The sequence below is a fragment of the Streptomyces longhuiensis genome, assembly GCF_020616555.1.
Lineage (GTDB): Bacteria > Actinomycetota > Actinomycetes > Streptomycetales > Streptomycetaceae > Streptomyces > Streptomyces longhuiensis.
The window spans coordinates 76,968-95,983 of sequence record NZ_CP085173.1; the positions used below are offsets into that span (position 1 = coordinate 76,968).

Here is a 19,016-nt window from a genome sequence, read left to right on the forward strand (position 1 = left end):
GCGCACAGTGCCGGCCATGTCCGCCGGCGCCGTCAGCGGTACGTGAGCAGGTGGCGTTGATCGCCCGCGAAGTGGGCGTGCTCGTTGAAGGTCAGGAGGGTGGTCCCGGACGTGCCCACCGCGAGAGTGGTGACGGAGGCGTTGACGGTTACGCGGTTGAGGGCGACGACTCCCTCGGCCGGCAGGGAGAGCAGTGTGCTGCACAGGGCGGCGAGGATGCCGCCCGAGGTGACGACGACGGCGTCTCTGCCTCGGCCGAGTGCGGCGGGCAGCTCGGCCAGCGCGGCGGCGGCACCTTCGGCGAAGGTGGTCCAGGTTTCTCCGCCGGGGTCACTGGGGTCCTGCATCCAGGCCATCAGGGCGTGATCGAGCAGGTCCTGCACGGACGCGGTCTGTGATGAGGGGGCGTAGCGGGCGATCAGGGCGAGGTGGTCGTACTCGTTCCAGCGTGGGTCCTCGTGGAGCGAGCGCTTGAATCCGGCGGTGTCCGCGATGAGGCGGGCCGTGTCGCGCTGGCGGTTGAGGGTGCCCGACACGAGGTAGGGATCGCGCAGGCCTCGGCGGGAGAGTTCCTCGCCGACGGCGGCGGCCTGGGTGCGGCCGAGCTCGGACAGGACGTCGTAGTCCTCCGCAGCGAAGGACCCCTGGCCGTGGCGGACGAGACAGATCAGCGGCATGGCGGTGGTTTTATCCGTCCTGTCAGTTTCGGGTGCTGCGGCGGATGACCGAGCGGCAGCGGTGGTCGAGGTAGTTGACGGCGAGCCAGAGGTTGCGGAAGGCCGGGTTGCGGGTCTGCTTGTGGTGGTAGCGGTAGTAGATCTGCTGGGCGATCGCGGCGAGCCGGAACAGTCCGAAGGTCTCGTAGAAGGGCCAGTTGTCGGCGGGCAGGCCCATTCGGTCGCAGTACCGTTCGACGATCTCGGCGCGGGTGAGCATGCCGGGCAGATGGCTGGGCTGGCGGCGTATGGCTTGGGCGATGCGGTGGTCGTCGGCCTGCACCCAGTACGCCAGGGCGCTGCCGAGGTCCATCAGCGGGTCGCCCAGGGTGGCCATCTCCCAGTCCAGGACGCCGGTGACGTGCAGGTCCGTCTCGTCGAGGACGAGGTTGTCCAGACGCCAGTCGTTGTGGATGACGCAGGTGGCGACGTCGTCGGGCTGGTGGTCGGCAAGCCAGGCGGTCACGCGGCGGAAGCTGGGTGTGTTCCAGGTGCGGGCTTGGGCGTAGCGGCGGGTCCAGCCCTCGACCTGGCGGCGGACGTAGCCGTCGCCCTTGCCGAGGTCGGCGAGTCCTGTGGCGGCGGGGTCGACCTGGTGCAGGTCGGTGAGGGTGTCGACGAATGCTTCCGACAGTGTCCGCGCAGCGGTAGATGGCAGGTACATGTCATGCGGAAGCCTGCCGCGAAGGATGAGGCCGGGCACCTTGTCCATGACGTAGAAGTCGCTGCCGATGACGGACGGGTCCTGACACAGTGCGCGGACTGCGGGCACGAGCGGGTAGACGGGCTTCAACGCCTCCTGGACGCGGTACTCGCGCGCCATGTCGTGCGCGGAGGTGGCCTTCTTGCCGGCCGGCGGGCGGCGCAGGATCAGTTCCGTGCCGAGATCCGTGTAGCGCAGCAGGTAGGTGAGGTTGGACGCGCCGCCCGTGAACTGGACAACTTCGGGGACAGGCTCGGACAGTCCGTCCACCTGCTTTGCCAGCCAGCTGTGCACACGCTCGACGTCGAAGGCATCCTCGGTGCGGACCGCGCTGTGGCTTGTGTCGTTCATCAGGTCACCTTGGTGATGAGTCGCAGGGGCAGGTGGCGCATGAGGAAGCCGGCGGGTACCCAGGGCCAGGCGGGGACCTTTGCTTCGGGGCGCTCGCGCTCGATGGCTTTCACCATGGTCCGCACTCCCTTCTCGGTGGAGGTCATCAGCGGTGTCTTCGCCGCGCCTGCGCTCAGTTCGGTGGCGATGTAGCCGGGGTGGAGGGTGGTGACGGCGATCGGCGTGCGGGTCGCCGTCATCTCCGCCCGAATTCCCTCGGCCAGCGCTGAGACGCCGGCCTTGGTGGCCGCGTACGTGGTGAGGTTGCGAGGCAGACCGCGCATCGCGCTCATCGACGAGACGACCACGAGGTGGCCGCAATGCTGGGCGCGGAAGATTTTCATGGCGGCCTCGCACTGGGCGAGCGCGGCGGTGAAGTTGGTCTGCGCGGTCTGCAGGTTGGCGTCGAAGCGGCCGGTACCGATCGGTTTTCCCTTGCCGAGACCTGCGTTGACGATGACTCGGTCAAGGCCGCCCAGGTCTGCACTCAACGCGTGAAAGACATCGAAGACCTGCTGGTGGTCGTTGACGTCCAGGCTGCGCACGGAGACCGTGATGCCCGGGTGGGCGGCGAGCAGTTCCTTGCGCAGTGCCTGCAGACGGTCGGCGCGGCGTGCGCAGAGTGCGAGATCACGGCCGAGGGCGGCGAAGGTGCGGGCCATTCCCTCACCGAGACCCGAACTCGCCCCGGTGATAAGAATCTTGCTTCTCACGGTCACGATGTCCTCACCTGCTCCTGCCGGTCTTGGGTCTTGAGTCTCCTGACGGTGCGCCGCCATCTCACGGCGGTCTGCGCATCGGCGACTCGGGGAAGGAAGCGCTTGAGGCGTACGGCGCGCCGGTCTTTGGGATGGGTGAGTATCAGGAAGCGTCCCTTGGCGACTGCGTCGACGACCTGCTCAGCCACCTGCTCCGCGGTCGGCTTGCCACGCTGGATCATGCGGTCGGCGCGCTCGGCCAACACGGGATCGGGACTGTGCAGCCCTGCTCTGAGGCTCGTGTTCACGAAGCCCGGGCAAACGACGGTGGTGCGGATGCCGAAGGGGGCCAGCTCCTGACGGAGAGTCTCGGACAGGGAGATCACGGCCGCCTTCGACACGTTGTACGAGGCCATGCCGGGCATGTTCAACAGTCCTGCCAGGGCGGCGATGTTGACGATGTGTCCGCTTCTTTGCTGCTTGAACAGCGGCACAAAGGTACGACACCCGTGAACGACGCCCTTGAGGTTGATGTCGAGGATCCAGTCCCAGTCGTCGGCCTGAAGGCGTTCGACGCGTCCGACCGCGGTCACCCCGGCGTTGTTGACCAGCACGTCGAGACCGCCCCAGTGGTCCTCGCACCAGCGAAGGGCACGTTGCCAGTCGTTGTGGATGCGCACGTCCAGGCGGATGAACGAGACGGTTCCGGTGGGGAGTTCGGCTGGCTCGCTGCAGTCCGCGATCAGGACACGGTCCCCGGCAGCGGCATATCGCTGGGCCAGGGCCCGGCCCAGCCCGGAGGCTCCGCCGGTGATGAGGACACGCCTGCTCACCCTGTCTCCCGGGTGCCGTACCGGCCGAGTTCGGCCCGAGCAATGACACCGAGGTGCACCTCGTCGGGGCCGTCGGCCAGACGCAGCGCACGGGCGGCGGCCATGGCGGAAGCGAGCGGGAAGTCGTCGGACAGGCCGGCGCCGCCGTGGAGCTGGATCGCCATGTCGATCACCTCGCAGGCCATCGTCGGGACAGCGGCCTTGACCTGTGACAACTCGCTGATGGCGGCGGCCGCCCCGGCGGTGTCCAGCAGCCAGGCGGCATGCAGGACCTGGAGCCGCGCCTGATTGATCGCAATCCTGGCCTTCGCGATGCGTTCGCGGGTGCCCCCCAGATTGGTGAGCGGCTTACCGAAGGCGGTGCGGGACGCGGAACGGCGGCAGGCCAGCTCCAGGGCGTTCTCGGCGAGCCCGATCAGCCGCATGCAATGGTGGATACGGCCTGGGCCGAGCCTGCCCTGGGCGATCTCGAAGCCACGGCCGGGGCCGGCGATCACCGCGTCGAGCGGCAGTCGCACGTCGGAGAAGGACACCTCGCCGTGGCCGTAGGGCTCGTCGAAGTAGCCGTATACCGGCAGCATCCGCTCGACCCGCACACCCGGGGTGTCAAGAGGCACCAGCACCATGGAGTGCCGGGCGTGGCGCGGCGCCTCAGGGTCGGTGAGCCCCATGAAGACGACGAACCGGCAGTCCGGGTGCCCGATTCCGGTGCTCCACCACTTGCGGCCGTTGAGGACGATGGTGTCCCCGTCGACGACGGCGGTCGCAGCCATGTTGGCCGCGTCGGAGGAGGCCACTTCAGGCTCGGTCATGCAGAAGGCCGAGCGGATCTCGCCGCGCAAGAGCGGCTCCATCCAGCGGCGGCGCTGCTCGTCACTGCCGTAGTGCAGCAGGACCTCTGCGTTTCCGGTGTCGGGCGCGTTGCAGTTGAAGATCTCCGGGGCGATCAGCGAGCGACCCATGAGCTCGGCCAGCGGCGCGTACTCGACGTTGGTCAGGCCGGCGCCGTAGGTGCTGTCGGGCAGGAACAGGTTCCACAGCCCTGCCGCCTTGGCCTTCGCCTTGAGCTCATCGATCACCGACGGCACGGATGCCCAGCGGTCCTGCTGGGCCCGAAGGGCAGTGAAGTACTCCTGCTCACGGGGCAGGACCTCTGACGTCATGAAAGCGTCGACACGCTCGATGTACCCGCGTGCCTTTGGCGAGTGTCCGAAGTCCATAGTTCTTCCATCCTGTCGAGCAATGCTCAGTAATCGAGGCGGACGTGCGCCGGGCAGTGTCCTGTCCGGTGCACGTCAGTGTTGCCTGATGGCGAACCGTTCCGTGACCTGCTCCAGGTTGCTCACGAGCAGATCGATCAGGTCGGCCGTGGTGACGACGTCGTCGGTGGCGCTGATGGCCATCTCCTCCGCCATGGCCAGCCAGCCGCGCACGGCCAACCGGTGCAACGGTGCAGGGGTGTCGATGCCTGCGGCCTCCAGCACTCGGTCGGTCAGCGCGCGGCGGTTGTCCTCGAAGACTTCCAGCACCAGTTCGTCGCCGCCCGCGGCGGCACGCACGACGGCCACGTAGTTGCTCTTGCGGCGCTGCACGAACGACACGAACCCGTCGACGATCCCGCGCACCCGTTCCGTCGGCGTGCCCTCTTGTGGCGCCTTGGCGTGCAGCAGCAGCCGGCGCCCGCCCGCCTGCACCACCGCGACGTAGTAGTCCCGCTTGGTCGGGAAGTAGTGGAAGAGCAGCCCACGGGAGATGCCCGCCTCGGCGGCCACCTCGTCGATGGACATCTCATGGATGGGGCGCGTGGTGAGCAGACGCAGGCCGATATTGATCAGCTGTGTCCGGCGCTCCTCCGGCCTCAGCCGCACGCGGGCCGGTACGGACTTCGCGGTCATGGTCGCCGACCCTAGCTTGTTGAGCAATGCTCGACAAGCTGGGGCGGCGCCTGCCGGTACGGACACCGCACGGTCGGCTCCCTCATGCAGGCGCTGCACACATTGGTCTTGCTCTCGCATTCCGGCAGGTCTGCGCTCGGCCGCCGCGCGGACTGCGTCCTCGATGGCGCCCAGCCCTCATGAGAGCAAAGGGGCAGGGCCGCGTCTCTTGTACCGCCCGGGGTGGTGACCTCCCGCTCACGCAGGTCGGCCGAGGTGGTGCCGGCGGCACGGTGGCAGCTGCTGAGGCTTGGGTGCCTGGGGTGGCACGGCAGGGTTTCGCCGGTGAATCCCACACTCGCCTTCGCCCCAGCGTGCGCGAGGAATTGCACGCAGACCGCGCCTGCGCAATAGGAGGCCCTGCGGCCCGGGCATTGGTGCCGCCCGGGCCGCAGGGTGAGGGGATGGATGGTTACACGGCGCCGAGAGCGGTACGCAGGGTGGCGACGGCCTGGTTGATCGCGGCTTCGGCGGCATGGGTCTCTCGCAGGGCGTTGAGCATGACGAAGTCATGAATGACACCCTGGTAGCGCACGGCAGTGACCGGGACGCCGGCCTGGCGGAGCTTGCGGGCGTAGGCCTCGCCCTCGTCGCGCAGCACGTCGGCCTCGGCGGTGATGACCAGGGCCGGGGGCAGTCCTTGGAGCTGGTCGGTGGTTGCGCGCAGCGGTGAGGCGGTGATCTCTGCCCGCTGGTTCTCGTCGGTGGTGTATTGGTCCCAGAACCACTGCATGGCGTCGCGGCGCAGGAAGTACCCTTCCGCAAACTGGTGGTAGGAGCCGGTGTCGAAGGCCGCGTCGGTCACCGGATAGAACAGCACCTGCTGGGCCAGCGGTACGTCGCCGCGCTCCTTGGCCATCAGTGTCAGCGCGATGGACATGTTGCCGCCGACGGAGTCGCCGGCCACCGCGATGCGGGTGGCGTCCAGGCCCTTGGCCGCGCCCTCGCGGACGATCCACTGGGCGACGGTGTAGTTCTGCTCGATGGCGAGCGGGTAGCGGGCCTCGGGAGACAGGTCGTACTCGGGGAAGACCACAGCCGCCCCGGCGCCGACCGCCAGTTCGCGCACGAGTCGATCGTGCGTGTGGGCGTTGCCGAAGACCCAGCCAGCGCCGTGGATGTAGAGGATCACTGGCAGGGTCCCGGCGGAGGCCGGCCGGACGATGCGGGCCCGGACCGATCCGGTGGGGCCGCCCTGGACGGTGACCCATTCTTCGACGATCTCCGGCTTGCCGATCTCGCCGGACTGCACCTCGTCGACAGCCTTGCGGCCCTCGGCCGGACCGAGGTCGAAGAGGTACGGCGGGTTCGCTGTGGCCTCGGCGAAGGCGGCGGCGGCCGGCTCCAGCACCGGGCGGATAGCGGACTCGGACATGAATGCTCCTCATGGGTCGTGCCGGCGGCCAGGGTGGCCGTCCGGCGGGACGAGAAGAAAAGTACCGCCCGATTAGATCGCGCGCAACTAAGTCGTGCACGATCTAATCGCGGACGCTCGGAATGATAGAGTGGGGCCTTTGCCGATCGTTTCGACGTTAGGACCGCAGTCATGGACCACTCCGAAGAGCAGGGCTCACTCCTGCTCCAGGACCAGCTGTGCTTCGCCCTGTACGCCGCCTCACGATCGGTCACCACGCGCTACCGGCCGCTGCTGGAGGAGCTGGAGCTGACCTACCCTCAGTACCTGGTCATGCTGGTGCTGTGGGACCAGGACTCGGTCGCCGTCCGCGAACTGGGAGCCGCACTCCAGCTCGAGTCCAGCACCCTCTCCCCTCTCCTCAAGCGCCTGGAATCCAGCGGCCTGATCCACCGCCAGCGGAGCGCTGACGACGAACGCTCCGTCACCATCCGCCTCACCCAGGCCGGTACGGATCTCCGCGAGAAGGCCCGCACCGTCCCCCTGGCCATCGGCCAGGCCATGGGCCTGACCCCCGAGCAGGACGCCACCGCCAAACACCTACTCCGCCTGCTCACCGCGAACGTCAATCACAGCTGACCTCACCAGGTAGGCCGACAGAGCCGGCGGCACCGCCAGCCCTGAGCGCGAGCCGGGTAGCGGCTCTCTGAGCCAACCCCGCCCGGTGCGGCACCACCGAACCGGACACTGCACTTTGGGTGAACTCGCCCTGATCACTGGGCAGTTCAGTCAAGGCCTCTGCCACCGCCTCGCGCACGGCGGACAGCAGCTCCTGCGCCGCCTGAGGTCCGGATCCGCTCATGCGGCAACGGGCGCTGTTAGCGATGGGTGATCCAGCCGGTGGTTGAATCCTGGTCGATAGCGTCAGGGATGGTGGTACCACGGAACCCGAAGCGGTCGACGAGGGCGCCGATCAGGCCGGGGACGCGCGCGAAGAGAACATGAGCCTTGGGACTACGAGCACGGCGGTGCGATGCTCGATGCCGGTGACGGTGACTTCTACGGCATCGTCGAGCGGGAGCCTCTTCCACAGGCCCTTCCGGTTGCCGCCCCGGGAGGGTGTTACCGGCCGCGTAGGCCGGGTTCCACGCACCATGGTCGCCACCGTTGTGGCGCCCGTGCAGGGCCCCCGTCCCGGCCCCGGATCCCCAACACCGTCGGAGCGCCATCAGGACCAGAGTCAGCCCAAGAGCGCCGACAGACGATCAAAGCCCCCACGGGCGCAGATGGTTGGCCTCTCACCGTCCGCACGAGGTAGCGGCTGCCTCTTCGGAACCCGCCTGGAGATTCCGGCAAGGAATAGCGGGCGCGGGGGCATCGGGGTGGTTGTTAATCCAGGAAAGGCCTCCGAGGTCGAGGCGGGAGCGGAGCGACGCACGGTGACGGCGGGACTGTGCAGGTAACTTGCTTCGTTGACCCAGCTCCAGATGAGGGCCTCGCCGACGTTCAGGTCGCCGGTGGCACCCCGCTGTTCGAGCCCGGGGATTCCGGCGCACAGTTCCACCCAGGTGCCCCGTGAGAGCCGCCAGGTGGCCATGGTGCGGCGGCGGCGCGCGTATTCGACCCGGGGCTCCTGTTCGTCCAGCATGCGGGCGACATCGTCGACTGCCCGTTCGAAAGCGGGCCACAGGCCGGCCTGTTCCAACGGCTGGCCCAGCACGTTGATCGTCTGGACCGCGCTGCTCGCGGGGATGCCCAGGCCGGCGGCGCACATTCGCCAGCTCTGCCCGCTGATCAACTCGGCAAGCCTGAGCGAGCCAGCCCAGCGCAGATGCCGCTCCACGTGCGACGTGACCCTGGCGAGTTGGTGGGTAAGGGGCTCCAGATGCTCGGCGTACCAGTCCCTGGGAAACAGCGGTGGGATCTCGTCAACGCGATAGCGGTGCGGCTGCGGAGTCGTACGCAGGGCGTCTCGTCATGGTCACGCCGAGGCGTGAAGATTTCCGAGATGCGGAATGCAGAACCAGGTTCAAGACGGAGTCGATGAATCGATTCTGCGCTCAATTCGAGCTGGCGATCACATAAATGCGCAGGCGTGGACGAGCACACTTTCGAGGGAATGGTCTGTAGCTCAGTGGGCAGGAACCGTATCAGAGCGGCGAGTTGAGGTGCGTACCCCAACTCGTCCATGTTGAGGCGGGCGTGGCGGGTGACCCTCAGCCTGTACTGATGTGCCAAGAAGACTCAGTATCTCGCGGGGTGAGGTGCCGTCGGTAGTTGGCAAAAGACCAGGTCATCGGCGACCCGAAGTGTCACCTAGCGGCAGTGGTCACAGCTCGAAGGTCAGAAAGCCGGGGATGGTGACCTTCTCGTCGCCCTTGGCGACGATCTCGCCGACGGTCTCGGCGAACGCGGCCAGCACGGCGTCGGCGTCCTTGCGGGTCACCTCGGCGCGGTCGGCCAGCGTAGCCACCAGGTCACTGCGGTTCATTCGACTCTCCGTATCTCGTTGCGTCCTGGCCGCCGGGCGACCGGGACTAGGGCCTGTGTGAGGTTGTGATCAGTTGCTGGTTCTTCCCTCTTGGTGGGGTGGAACCCGGTAGGAATTGGGCGTGACGCGCAAGCAACTCACTGATGCTCAGTGGAAGTTCATCGAGCCTTACCTGCCGATCGGCAGGTTCGGCCCGTACCCCGAACGACTACGGGAACAGTTCGAGGGGATGATCTGGCGGCTCCGCTCCAGTGGCCAGTGGCGGGAGATGCCCTCGGAGTTCGGCCCTTGGGCCACGGTCTACGGGCGCTTCCGCGTCTGGCGGGACGTCGGCGTCTTCACAGCCCTGCTGGAAGGCCTCATCGCAGAGGCCGCCCCGCGCCGGCAGAACAGACCTGTCGCTGGTCAGCGTGGACTCCACCACTGCCCGCGCCCACCACGACGCCGCCGGGATGCACGTCGCCAAGGACCTCATGGAGGCCCTGGAGAAAGCTGCGCGCGAGCAGGAGAAGGCCCGGCAAAAAAGGGGCGGACCGGAGGAACAGAACGGACAGGCCGAGCGTCGACGCGTCCGACGCAGACACAAGCTCCGCCTGAAGCAAGCTCAGCTCGGCCGATCCCGGGGCGGCCTGACCAGCAAGGTCCACCTTGCCGCTGACCGCAAATGCCGTCCGCTCGCGTTCGTCCTGACCGCCGGACAGGCCGCGGACAGTCCCCACTTCATGTCCGTGCTCGAGGCAGTACGGATCCGCCTCCCCGTCGGCCGCCCCCGAACCCGGCCCGACGCGGTCGCCGCGGATAAGGCCTACTCATCTCGCGGCAACCGCGCCTACCTGCGCAAACGCAACATCAAGGCAGTCATCCCGGAGAAGAAGGACCAGGCCGCCAACCGGAAGAAGAAGGGCTCCAGAGGCGGCCGGCCCGTCAGCCACGACACCGACCTCTACAAGGAACGGAACACGGTCGAGCGTCTGATCAACAAGCTGAAGGCCTGGCGGGGCATCGCCACACGCTACGACAAGGCCCCCGAAAGCTACCTCGCCGGACTCCACCTCCGCGCCACAATGATCTGGATCGATGACCTCTTGAAAGCCGCTGACTGATCACAACCTCACACAGGCCCTAACCGTGAGCCATCCTGCCACCCGGCACTGACAACGCCTGGAAGGCGTTTTGCGGGGGCATCCCTCCTGGCTCTGGACGGGGCGAGTCACCGCGGCAGCACCGTGATGGTTGGTCAACTCGTCGACGCTTCGCGTCCCCTTGGACACCTGCTGCTGAACCACGACTCAGCCCGCATCCAGCGCGGCTCGGCAGCACGAGATCCCGCGGAGCCATCGGAGTGCCTGGTTGGGGACGGAAAGCCCTGAGCGGTTCAGCCCGCCGCGGTGCCTCGCTCGGCGTCTCCACGGCGGTGCCGTCCCTCATGCTCAGAGCGGGCCGCGTCGAGCAGGCGTCGCCAGGAGCTCACCGTGGGCCGGCGCCGCAGCAGAGCGGGCCGTTCCCTGTCCGTGGTGCCGCCCCAGATGCCGTGCTCGATGCGAGCGTCGAGGGCGTAGGAGAGGCATTCGATCGACGAGCCAGGAGCCGGGCAGCTTCGGCCCCGCCGGTGTGAGTACGCCCGAACCGCCCGCCGTCGATGACCAATCGCGTGTCAGCCGGCGCGATCGCTTCGGCGGCCTCATCCACCAATACACGCAGGTCGCATGAGGTGACAAAGTCTTCGGCACGCACAGGTCGGGACTGAGTTCCGCCCTGCGACGGAGCCCCACCGGACTTCCGGTGGGGCTCCGTCGCGGCATCCTCAGCCCGCGCTCAGCCTGCCGACCACCGACCGGGCCGCGCGCACGGCAGTCACCGCGCCGGTGAGGGTGGAGTTGCAGACCAGGGCGGTCGGGACGACGCCGCAGCCGGCCAGGTACAGGTTGTCGAAGTCCCAGACGCGGGTCTGAGGGTCGCAGACGCTGGTGCCGTCGTCGGCGGGACCCATGCGGACGGTGCCGGTCATGTGGAGCGAGGTGCCGGGCGGGAGGGTCTCGCTGTCGGTCGCGGGGTCGAATCGGCCGAGGCGGCGGCCCGCGCGGAGTTGGGCGGCTCGAGCCTCGTCAAGGAGGCGGCGATCCTCGTCGGTGTAGTCGAAGACGACGCGCATCTTGGGCATGCCGAGGGCGTCGAGCTCGGTGTCGGAGAACTCGACCCGGTTCGTCTCCTGGATCTCGGTGGGGACGTAGAGCGCGATCCCCGCGGAGAACTCGGCAATCCGGCCGCCGCCGTCGACCCGCGCCGTACCGCTGAACTGGCCGTTGAACGGCTGAGCCTTGCCGCTGTGCGGGAGCCAGTAAGAGGCGTGCCGCCACTCGCTCCCATCGGTGAGCGTCGCACCGGCGAGCTTCGCGCCGTCCAGGGCCACGGCGTCCGGGTCCACGTGGACGCGGCCGGTCTGGAAGATGTGCTCGTTGAGGTGGCGGCCGAGGGCCCGCGGGCGAATGCCAGAGGCGAAGAGCAATTGCGGGGTACGGAAGACATCGGCGCACACGACGGTCGCGGCGGCGGTGACGGTGTACTCGCGGCCGGTGGCGATCTCTCGGACGACAGCGCCCCCTACCGTGCCCCCCTTGTGCAGGAGGCGCATGACCTGGGCGCCGGTGCGCAACTCAAAGTGCGGGTCGTCGCCGTCGGCGATGGCGGGGAAGACCCGGTTGGGGCCGGTGCGCACCAGGGCGCCCTCGCCATCCTCGTTAACGGCCATAGGCAGCGCCTGTACCTGGCGGCCAGCCTCCGCGTGCGGCGCGAACACCTCGTTGAGGGCGCACATCAGCGCGGTGCGCAGCGGGGACGGGCCCATCGGGTCGGTGTTGACCTGCAGGAGGCGGGACGCCTCAGCGATGTCACGCTGCCAGGCTTCCGGCTCGATGAAGTCCGGGATCTCACTGCCCCAGGCGGCAGGGGTGGCGGCGGTCCAGTGGACGCTCATGCCGCCGGTGTTCCAGGCGAGGGCGGCGGCGGGCAGGGCGTCGGCGTCCTCGCCGATGCCGGCAAGGCGGTACATGCCGGGCTCGCGGTCGGCCACGCCGACGCCCGCGTCGCCGGCGACACTCTCGGCGCCGACGTACATGCCCTGGACGCCGGAGGCGATCCGCTCCTGGTGGCGCAGGCGCAGCTCGCCGTCCGGCATGTCGTGCAGGTGCTGGCCGGGTATGGGGCCGAGGACCGGGCCCGAGTCGAGCATCAGGATGCGGGCGGCGGGAAGGGCGTCGCGGACGAGGCGGGCGACGCCCGCCCCCATGATCCCGCTGCCGACGATGAGCAGGTCGGGGCGGCTGTCGGCGGGCACGTTGGGCTCCTCAGGATGGGTGTGATGTCTCAGCGGGGCGGGCGGCAGGTGTCTCAGTTGTCGAGTGCGAACGTCGACCGCATCCACCGCGCCGATGCGACCGCGCTCTCATACGGGTCGGTGAGGGCGGGTCGGTCGACCTCGACCATCAGGCACCCGGTGAAGTCGTCGGGCAGGGCGGAGACGATGCCCGTGAGGTCGAGGTCTCCGCGGCCGGGTTCGGTCCACAGGCCGTCGACGACCGTCCGCTGATAGTCCTGCCCGGCGGCGCGCCCCTGCTCGGCGACTGCCATCCGCGCGTCCTTGACATGCAGGAACGGGATGCGGCTGCCGTAGTCGGCGACGAGTCCCGCGACGTCCGCGTCCGCCCAGGACAGGTGCCCCGTGTCCGGGAGGAAGCCCAACTGCTCGGCGGGGAGCGCGTCGAGGACGGTCCGGGTCTCGGACTCCGTCTCGATCCAGGTGCCGACGTGCGGGTGCAGGGCCGGGCGGACTCCCTCGGCCACCATTGCCTCGGCGAGCCTGCCGAGCAGGTCGGTGAGGGCGGCCACCCGGCCCGCGTCCGGCTCTGTGCCCTGCCCGGGCCGCAGGATGCGCGGGCCGCCCTTGGTCATGGGCAGGCCGAGTCCGATGTCGGTGAGGCCGAGTTCGGCGTGGTCGCGGGCGGCAGCGGCGGCGGCCTCGAGCACGGCCGGGGCGTCGGCGGAGTCACCCTCCGAGCGGCAGACGAAGTAGCCGGGGGCCGGCCGCAGTCCGGCGTCGTCGAGCAGCGCCGAGTAGGCGGCGACCGTGTGCCCGGCGGGGACGGCGGCCATGACGGCATTGAAGCCCGTCTTCTTCACCAGCGCGAGGAGTTCGGCCGGTGGCGGGGCGAGGGTGGGGTCGAGCCAGCCGTCGTCGGTGGCCCACCACTGGATGGGGTTCAGGGCCAGGGTCATACGGGATGTCATGTTCGTTACCTCGGATTCCTGGGAGGGGGCTATCGGCTTGTGGCGGAGGCGAGTTCGCCGGGGAAGTGGCAGGCCGCTCGCTGTCCGTCGCCGACAGCGGTGAGCTGGGGGTCCTTCTCTTTGCACACCGTCCGCTCCTCGTTGACCTGCGGGCCGATCGGGCAGCGGGTGCGGAAGCGGCAGCCGGAGGGCGGTGCGGCAGGGCTCGGCAGGTCGCCGCCGAGCGTGATCCGCTCCCGGCCGCCCTCACCGGGTACGGGCGAGGGGGAGGCGGAGAGAAGCGCGGCCGTGTACGGATGCTGCGGGTTCGCGTACACGGCCTCGGCGGGCCCGTGTTCGACGATCCGGCCGAGGTACATCACGGCGACGGTGTCGCTGAGGTGACGGACGACGGAGAGGTCGTGGGCGATGAAGAGGTAGCCGACGCCGAGTTCGGCCTGGATCTCCTCGAGCAGGTTGATGATCTGTGCCTGGACGGAGACGTCGAGCGCGGAGACGGGTTCGTCCAGGATCAGGACGCGCGGCTGCCGGGCGAGCGCCCGCGCGATGCCGATGCGCTGCCGCTGGCCGCCGGAGAAGGCGTGCGGGTAGCGGTCCAAGTGGTCGTCGCGCAGACCGACCTGGCTCATGAGTTCGCGTGCCCGCGTCTCTTGTTCCGCGCCCTGGACACCGCTGAGCGCGAGCGCCTCGGCGAGTGACTGGCGGATGGTACGGCGCGGGTTGAGGGAGGCGTAGGGGTCCTGGAAGAGGTACTGCACATGCGAGCGGACCCGTTCGCGGTCCGGCTCCTCCATGGCGGTCACGTCCTGGCCCTCAACCCTGACCGTCCCGCCCGCGATTTTGTTGATCCCGACCAGCGCCCGGGACAACGTCGACTTGCCGCAGCCGCTCTCCCCCACGAGGCCGAGCGTCCGCCCCGACTCGACGGTGAGGCTGATGGAGTCGACCGCGTACACGGCCGGTTCCCGGCCGAACAGTCCGCGCCGCCGCGACCCGACGTCCACCCGGAGGTCGCGGACCTCCAGCAGGGACTGGGCGGGAGCCTGTTCAGCACTGCGCACGTCCGCTGCGTCGTCCTCCGGTGCCGTGATCTCGCCTCCGCGCTCGGCGACGAAGCAGGCCGCCAGGTGCTGGGGCCCGCTGCCGGGGGAGGTCAGCAGCACCGGCTGTTCGCCATGGCAGCGCTCCTCGGCGACCGCGCACCGCTGTGCGAACGCGCACCCGGCCGGCAGTGCGGCCGGGTCCGGTGGGGCGCCGGGGATGGCTGCAAGGGGGCGCCCGCTGCGGACGTCGTCGATCCGGGGCATCGCGCGCAGCAGGGCGGCCGTGTAGGGGTGGCTCGGCCGGGCGAAGACCTCCGCCACGCTGCCCTTCTCGACCGTGCGGCCCGCGTACATCACGACCACGTCCGTGCAGAGTTCGGCGACGACGCCCATGTCGTGGGTGATGATCGCGACGGCGATGCCGAGTTCGCGGCGGAGCCGGTCGAGCAGGCCGAGGATCTGCGCCTGGATGGTGACGTCAAGGGCGGTGGTGGGCTCGTCGGCGATGAGGAGGGCGGGGTCGTTGGCGAGCGCGATGGCGATGACGACGCGCTGGCGCATCCCGCCGGAGAACTGGTGCGGATAGTGGTTGATCTTGGTGTCGACGTCGGGGATGCCTACGGCCTCGAGGAGTTCGCGCGCCCGCTGCCGGGCCTCCGTGCGGCCGTGGCCGTGCGCCGTCATCGCCTCGACGATCTGCTCGCCGACCCGCATCGTCGGATTGAGGGCGGCCTGCGGATCCTGGAAGACCATGGCGACCTTGCTGCCGCGCCACGTACGCATCTCGCGCTCGGGAAGGGCGAGCAGGTCGGTGCCGCCGTAACGGATGCTGCCCGCGGTGACTTCGCCGGGGACGCGCAGCATCCGCATCACCGAGCGGGCGGTGACGGACTTGCCGGAGCCGGATTCGCCGACGATGCCGAGCACCTGCCCCGGCCGAACCTCGAAGCTCACGTCGTTGACGGCAGTGACCGGGCCGCCGGGCACCCGGAACTCGGTACGCAGCCCGTCGACACGGAGCAGCGGTTCCGCCTGCGGCGCCGGGGACTCCGTCCCGGAGGTTTCCTTGGTCGGGCTCATTTCCGGTTCACCGCCTCGTTGAACGCGTCGGACAGCAGGCTGAAGGCGACCGCCAGCAGGAGCAGCAGCAGCGCCGGGCCGACGACATAGGTCGGGGACTGCGTCACGAACCGCAGACCGTTGTTGAGGAGCACGCCGAGCGAGGGCGTCGGCGGCTGGATGCCGAGGCCGACGATGGACAGGCCGGCCTCGATGTAGACGCCGACGACCATCCACACGGCTGTGTTGACGACGCACGCGTCGAGCGCGTTGGGCAGCACGTGCCGGGTGAGCAGCTGCCACCGCTTCACCCCCAACACCCGTGCCGCCAGGACGTATTCACGGTCCTGCTGGCTGAGCCACGCGGTGCGGGCGTAGCGTCCGGCCGACGGCAGGCCGCTGATGAAGATGGTGAGGAAGAGAGCGGGCCAGCCGGCGCCGAGGATGGCGACCAGGCAGACGCCGAGGATGAGTCCGGGAAAGCCGATGATGACGTCGAGGGCGCGCTGGGTCGCCGCGCCGAGCCGTTCGGAAATTGCGCCGGTCAGTCCGAGGAGGGTGCCGAGGGCCGCGGCGGCGGGCACCGCAGTGAGAATCAGGCTGAGGTCGATGCGCAGGCCGTAGACGGAGCGGACGAAGATGTCCCGGCCGAATTCGTCGAGGCCGAAGGGGTGGGCGACGGAGGGTCCGGTGAGGGCGGTGGCACCCTGCTGGTCGTAGCCACCGGGGAAGAGGACGGGCGCGAGGAGTGCGGCGAGGGCGAGGGCGGCGAAGATCACTCCGCCGGTGAGGCCCTTGGGGGTGCGCAGTGCGGAGAGATAGCGGGCGAGGGTGGGGTTGAGGCGCCGGGCGGCCGGGCGGCTTCGGCCCGTTCCGTCTGCGACTCCGTTTGTGGCTTCGTCTGCTGCGATGGACGTCATGCGGCTTCTCCCAGTCGGACCCGCGGGTCGATGGCCGCGAGGATGATCTCGGTGAGGATCTGGCACAGCGCGGCGGTCAGTACGATGCCGAGGATGAGTACCTGCAGGACGCTGAAGTCGCGGGTCTCCACGCTGGACACGGCGAGCTGTCCGATGCCGTTGCGGCTGAACACCGCCTCGATGATCACGGCCCCGGCGATCAGGTTGCCGGCCTGCAGACCTACCCCGACCACCGCGCTGCCGACGCTGTTGCGCAGCACATGGCGGCGGGTGATGCGGTGCGGGGCGACGCCTTTCGCCTTGGCCAGGTCGACGAAGTCCTCGCCGCGTACCTTCGCCATCTCGGTCTGCAGCATCCGTCCGACGACGGCGCCGGGCGCGAGGGCCAGGACGAGGGCGGGCATGAGCAGGTACTGGATTCCGATCCAGGGGTCGTCGAGGAGGCTGACCTCGCCGCTGGCGGGGAGCCAGCGATGGTAGACGCCGAACAGCAAGATCAGGCCGAGGGCGAAGAGAAACGAGGGGACGGCGATCAGCAGGCTGCTGGTCATGTCGAGGACGCCGCGCACCCAGCGGCGGCGCTGCCCGCCGCCGATGATCCCGAGGGTGAGTCCGATCAGGATCACCAACAGGAGCGACATCAGGGCGAGTTCGAGGGTGCTGTCCAGCCGGTCGCCGATCAGGCCGGCGACGCTGCGCTGCAGTCGCTGGGATTCGCCCAGGTCGCCGTGGAGGAGGCCGGAGATCCAGTCCCAGTACTGCAGGACGAGTGGCCGGTCCAGGCCGAGCTGTTTGCGGATGGCGTCGATCTGCGCCTGGGTGGCGTCGGTGCCCGCGATGGAGACGGCGACATCGCCGGGTGCCAACCGGGGCAGCGCGAAGGCGACGGCCGAGCCGGATATCAGAACCAGCAAAAGGGAGGGCAGTCTGCCCACGAGATAGCGCAACATGGGGAATCGGTTCCGTCCTTCGCCTACCGGGCCCGCGCGAGCCAGACGTGGTTGAGGTCCATGAATCCCATCTGGGTGTAGGTGATGCCCTGCACCGCGCGGGAGGCGACCGTCATCGACGGCCGAGTGATCAGCGGAACGGCGAACGCCTGGTCCAGGAAGTGGTCGTTCCAGGCGCGCAGGGCCGCCCTCTGGTCGTGCGCACCAGTGGCGACGGTGAGGCGTCGCGAGAGTGCGGTGTAGCGGTCGTCGCCGTAGTGGCTGGGGTTGCCGTCCGCGAGGAGTTCGGCGCGGCCGACGACGGCGCCGGCGGGCGAGAGCCCGTTGCTGGCCTGCTGGAGGAAGACCGGTGCGCCCATGGTGCCCGACGCGAGGCGTCCGTCGAACTCGGCGGCGGCCAGTGGCACGGCCTTGAGGTCGACGCCGACCGCTTCGAGGTTGTTGCGGACGATCTGGAAGATGCCGGTGGCTTCGGGGCTGTTGAGGGTGATCATCTCGACGGAGAGGTCCTTCACCCCCGCCTGCGCGAGCAGCTTGCGGGCCTTGTCGGGGTCGTAGTGGTAGCGCCCGGCCTGCTTCTCGTCGTAGCCGACGGTGTTGGTGCGCCAGGGCAGCGAGGTCGCCGTCGCCTGTCCGCCCTCCACTTGGCTGTCGATCCGCTCTCGGTCGACCGCGTACTGGAAGGCCTGCCGGACGCGCTTGTCGTCGAAGGGCTTCTTGCTGACGTCGAAGGCGAGCGGGATCGCCGAGCCGCCGGCGGTGATCAGCTGGAAGCCGGGCTGGCGGCTGAGGGTATAGGCGTCCAGAGCGCCCATGCCGACGCCGTATTGGATGCGGCCGCTGCGGATGGCGGAGATCATCGCCGTGGGGTCGGTGATCACGTTGATCTGGATCTTGTCGAGGTGGATGTCGTCGGCGTCCCGGTACTTCGGGTACTTGGTCAGGACGACCTTCCCGCCCGGCGTCCAGGAGGTCCACTCGAACGGGCCGGTGCCGTCGACGACTTCACCGGCCGCGTACTTGTCGTACGTGGCCGGGTTGAGGACCGGCATGGTCTCGAAGAGGTCGTAGATGTTCGGCAGCGGCTTGGAGAAGGTCAGCTTCAGCTCGTTGTCACCGACCGCCTTCATGCCCGAAATCACGGCGGCGACCCGCTGGTTGGCGGCGCCTGTGGCCGGGTCCCGCACCTTCTTCAGTGTGAAGAGGACGTCGGCGGCGGTGAGTTTCGCCCCGCTGTGGAAGGTCACGTCGTCGCGGAGCACCACGTCCATGCTCCTGCCGTTCGGCGCCACTTTCCACGACTTGGCCAGCACGCCCTGCGGTTTGCCGGTCTTCTGGTCGATGCGGGTCAGCGTCTCCAGGACCGAGTATTCGGTGAGGATGTTCCCGATCGACGTCTTCAGGAACGAGCCCGGATCCGCGTCCTGCACCTGGGCGGCCACCAGCGTCCCGCCGTCCTGCGGGGTGTCCGGGACGGTGATGTTCTGCGCCCCCTGCTGCTGCACCGCCGACCTGCAGCCGGACACCATCAGGGCGAGGGCGCACACCACCGTCGCGGCACCGCCCCACCTCCTTCGCGACCGCACCATGGAGGACCTCGTTTCTCTTCGATCTGGTTGATCCGGAATGACGTGATGGATT

16 protein-coding genes and 2 pseudogenes are annotated in these 19,016 nt (G+C 69.0%); 2 read left to right on the forward strand and 16 right to left on the reverse strand.

The features are described 5' to 3' along the window. Positions 1-32: 32 nt before the first annotated feature. From LGI35_RS00340 to LGI35_RS00370, 7 genes are all read right to left on the reverse strand, one after another. On the reverse strand, positions 33-677 hold the full coding sequence (locus tag LGI35_RS00340; RefSeq protein WP_227291589.1) for a histidine phosphatase family protein: 645 nt from the start codon (positions 675-677) through the stop codon (positions 33-35). A 22-nt stretch (positions 678-699) separates the two neighbouring features. Then, positions 700-1,770, reverse strand: coding sequence for a phosphotransferase family protein (locus LGI35_RS00345; protein ID WP_227291590.1), 1,071 nt, complete (start codon positions 1,768-1,770; stop codon positions 700-702). Beyond that, positions 1,770-2,528: an SDR family oxidoreductase gene (locus LGI35_RS00350; protein WP_227291591.1), complete on the reverse strand. Its 759-nt coding sequence runs from the start codon at positions 2,526-2,528 to the stop codon at positions 1,770-1,772. The genes LGI35_RS00345 and LGI35_RS00350 overlap by 1 nt, the downstream gene beginning before the upstream one ends. Next, positions 2,525-3,340 carry an SDR family NAD(P)-dependent oxidoreductase gene (locus tag LGI35_RS00355; RefSeq protein ID WP_227291592.1) on the reverse strand — a complete coding sequence of 272 codons (816 nt, stop codon included), beginning with the start codon at positions 3,338-3,340 and terminating at the stop codon, positions 2,525-2,527. Before LGI35_RS00355 ends, LGI35_RS00350 begins: the two co-directional genes overlap by 4 nt. Then, positions 3,337-4,560 carry an acyl-CoA dehydrogenase family protein gene (locus LGI35_RS00360; protein ID WP_227291593.1) on the reverse strand — a complete coding sequence of 408 codons (1,224 nt, stop codon included), beginning with the start codon at positions 4,558-4,560 and terminating at the stop codon, positions 3,337-3,339. The genes LGI35_RS00355 and LGI35_RS00360 overlap by 4 nt, the downstream gene beginning before the upstream one ends. 75 nt (positions 4,561-4,635) lie before the next feature. Beyond that, the gene (locus LGI35_RS00365; protein WP_227291594.1) at positions 4,636-5,235 is read right to left on the reverse strand and encodes a TetR/AcrR family transcriptional regulator; all 600 of its coding nucleotides are present in this window, start codon (positions 5,233-5,235) and stop codon (positions 4,636-4,638) included. Between the two features lie 451 nt (positions 5,236-5,686). After that, positions 5,687-6,649 (reverse strand): alpha/beta hydrolase, encoded by a 963-nt coding sequence (locus LGI35_RS00370; protein ID WP_227291595.1) that lies wholly within the window; start codon positions 6,647-6,649, stop codon positions 5,687-5,689. A 171-nt stretch (positions 6,650-6,820) separates the two neighbouring features. Here LGI35_RS00370 and LGI35_RS00375 point away from each other — a divergent pair, with 171 nt between their 5' ends. Further along, complete coding sequence (locus tag LGI35_RS00375) at positions 6,821-7,267, forward strand: MarR family winged helix-turn-helix transcriptional regulator (protein ID WP_227291596.1); 447 nt, start codon at positions 6,821-6,823, stop codon at positions 7,265-7,267. A gap of 601 nt (positions 7,268-7,868) precedes the next feature. On the opposite strand, the gene LGI35_RS00380 is transcribed toward LGI35_RS00375, so the two are convergent. Together LGI35_RS00380 and LGI35_RS00385 are read right to left on the reverse strand one after the other, a co-directional pair. Further along, a complete protein-coding gene (locus LGI35_RS00380; protein ID WP_227291597.1) occupies positions 7,869-8,471 on the reverse strand; it encodes a hypothetical protein in 603 nt (200 codons plus the stop codon). A gap of 492 nt (positions 8,472-8,963) precedes the next feature. Next, positions 8,964-9,119 (reverse strand): annotated as a pseudogene (locus LGI35_RS00385) (HU family DNA-binding protein); the annotation flags it as partial. 121 nt (positions 9,120-9,240) lie between these two features. Between LGI35_RS00385 and LGI35_RS00390 the strand changes: the two are divergent. Continuing rightward, positions 9,241-10,222 (forward strand): annotated as a pseudogene (locus LGI35_RS00390) (IS5 family transposase). Positions 10,223-10,494: 272 nt separating this feature from the next. On the opposite strand, the gene LGI35_RS00395 reads toward LGI35_RS00390, so the two are convergent. The 7 genes from LGI35_RS00395 to LGI35_RS00425 all read right to left on the reverse strand — a co-directional run bounded on the left by LGI35_RS00395 (position 10,495) and on the right by LGI35_RS00425 (position 18,964). After that, positions 10,495-10,767: a WhiB family transcriptional regulator gene (locus tag LGI35_RS00395; protein ID WP_227300155.1), complete on the reverse strand. Its 273-nt coding sequence runs from the start codon at positions 10,765-10,767 to the stop codon at positions 10,495-10,497. A 156-nt stretch (positions 10,768-10,923) separates the two neighbouring features. Continuing rightward, complete coding sequence (locus tag LGI35_RS00400) at positions 10,924-12,453, reverse strand: GMC oxidoreductase (protein ID WP_227291598.1); 1,530 nt, start codon at positions 12,451-12,453, stop codon at positions 10,924-10,926. Positions 12,454-12,506: 53 nt separating this feature from the next. Beyond that, the gene (locus LGI35_RS00405) at positions 12,507-13,403 is read right to left on the reverse strand and encodes a sugar phosphate isomerase/epimerase family protein (protein ID WP_227291599.1); all 897 of its coding nucleotides are present in this window, start codon (positions 13,401-13,403) and stop codon (positions 12,507-12,509) included. Between the two features lie 29 nt (positions 13,404-13,432). Beyond that, positions 13,433-15,526, reverse strand: a complete 2,094-nt coding sequence (locus LGI35_RS00410) for a dipeptide ABC transporter ATP-binding protein (RefSeq protein WP_227291600.1) — start codon at positions 15,524-15,526, stop codon at positions 13,433-13,435. After that, entirely contained in the window at positions 15,523-16,425 is a 903-nt protein-coding gene (locus tag LGI35_RS00415; protein ID WP_227291601.1) for an ABC transporter permease, read from the reverse strand. The genes LGI35_RS00410 and LGI35_RS00415 overlap by 4 nt, the downstream gene beginning before the upstream one ends. Continuing rightward, positions 16,422-17,375: an ABC transporter permease gene (locus tag LGI35_RS00420; RefSeq protein ID WP_227291602.1), complete on the reverse strand. Its 954-nt coding sequence runs from the start codon at positions 17,373-17,375 to the stop codon at positions 16,422-16,424. The genes LGI35_RS00415 and LGI35_RS00420 overlap by 4 nt, the downstream gene beginning before the upstream one ends. Before the next feature lie 23 nt (positions 17,376-17,398). Further along, positions 17,399-18,964, reverse strand: coding sequence for an ABC transporter substrate-binding protein (locus LGI35_RS00425; RefSeq protein ID WP_227291603.1), 1,566 nt, complete (start codon positions 18,962-18,964; stop codon positions 17,399-17,401). Positions 18,965-19,016: the final 52 nt, after the last annotated feature.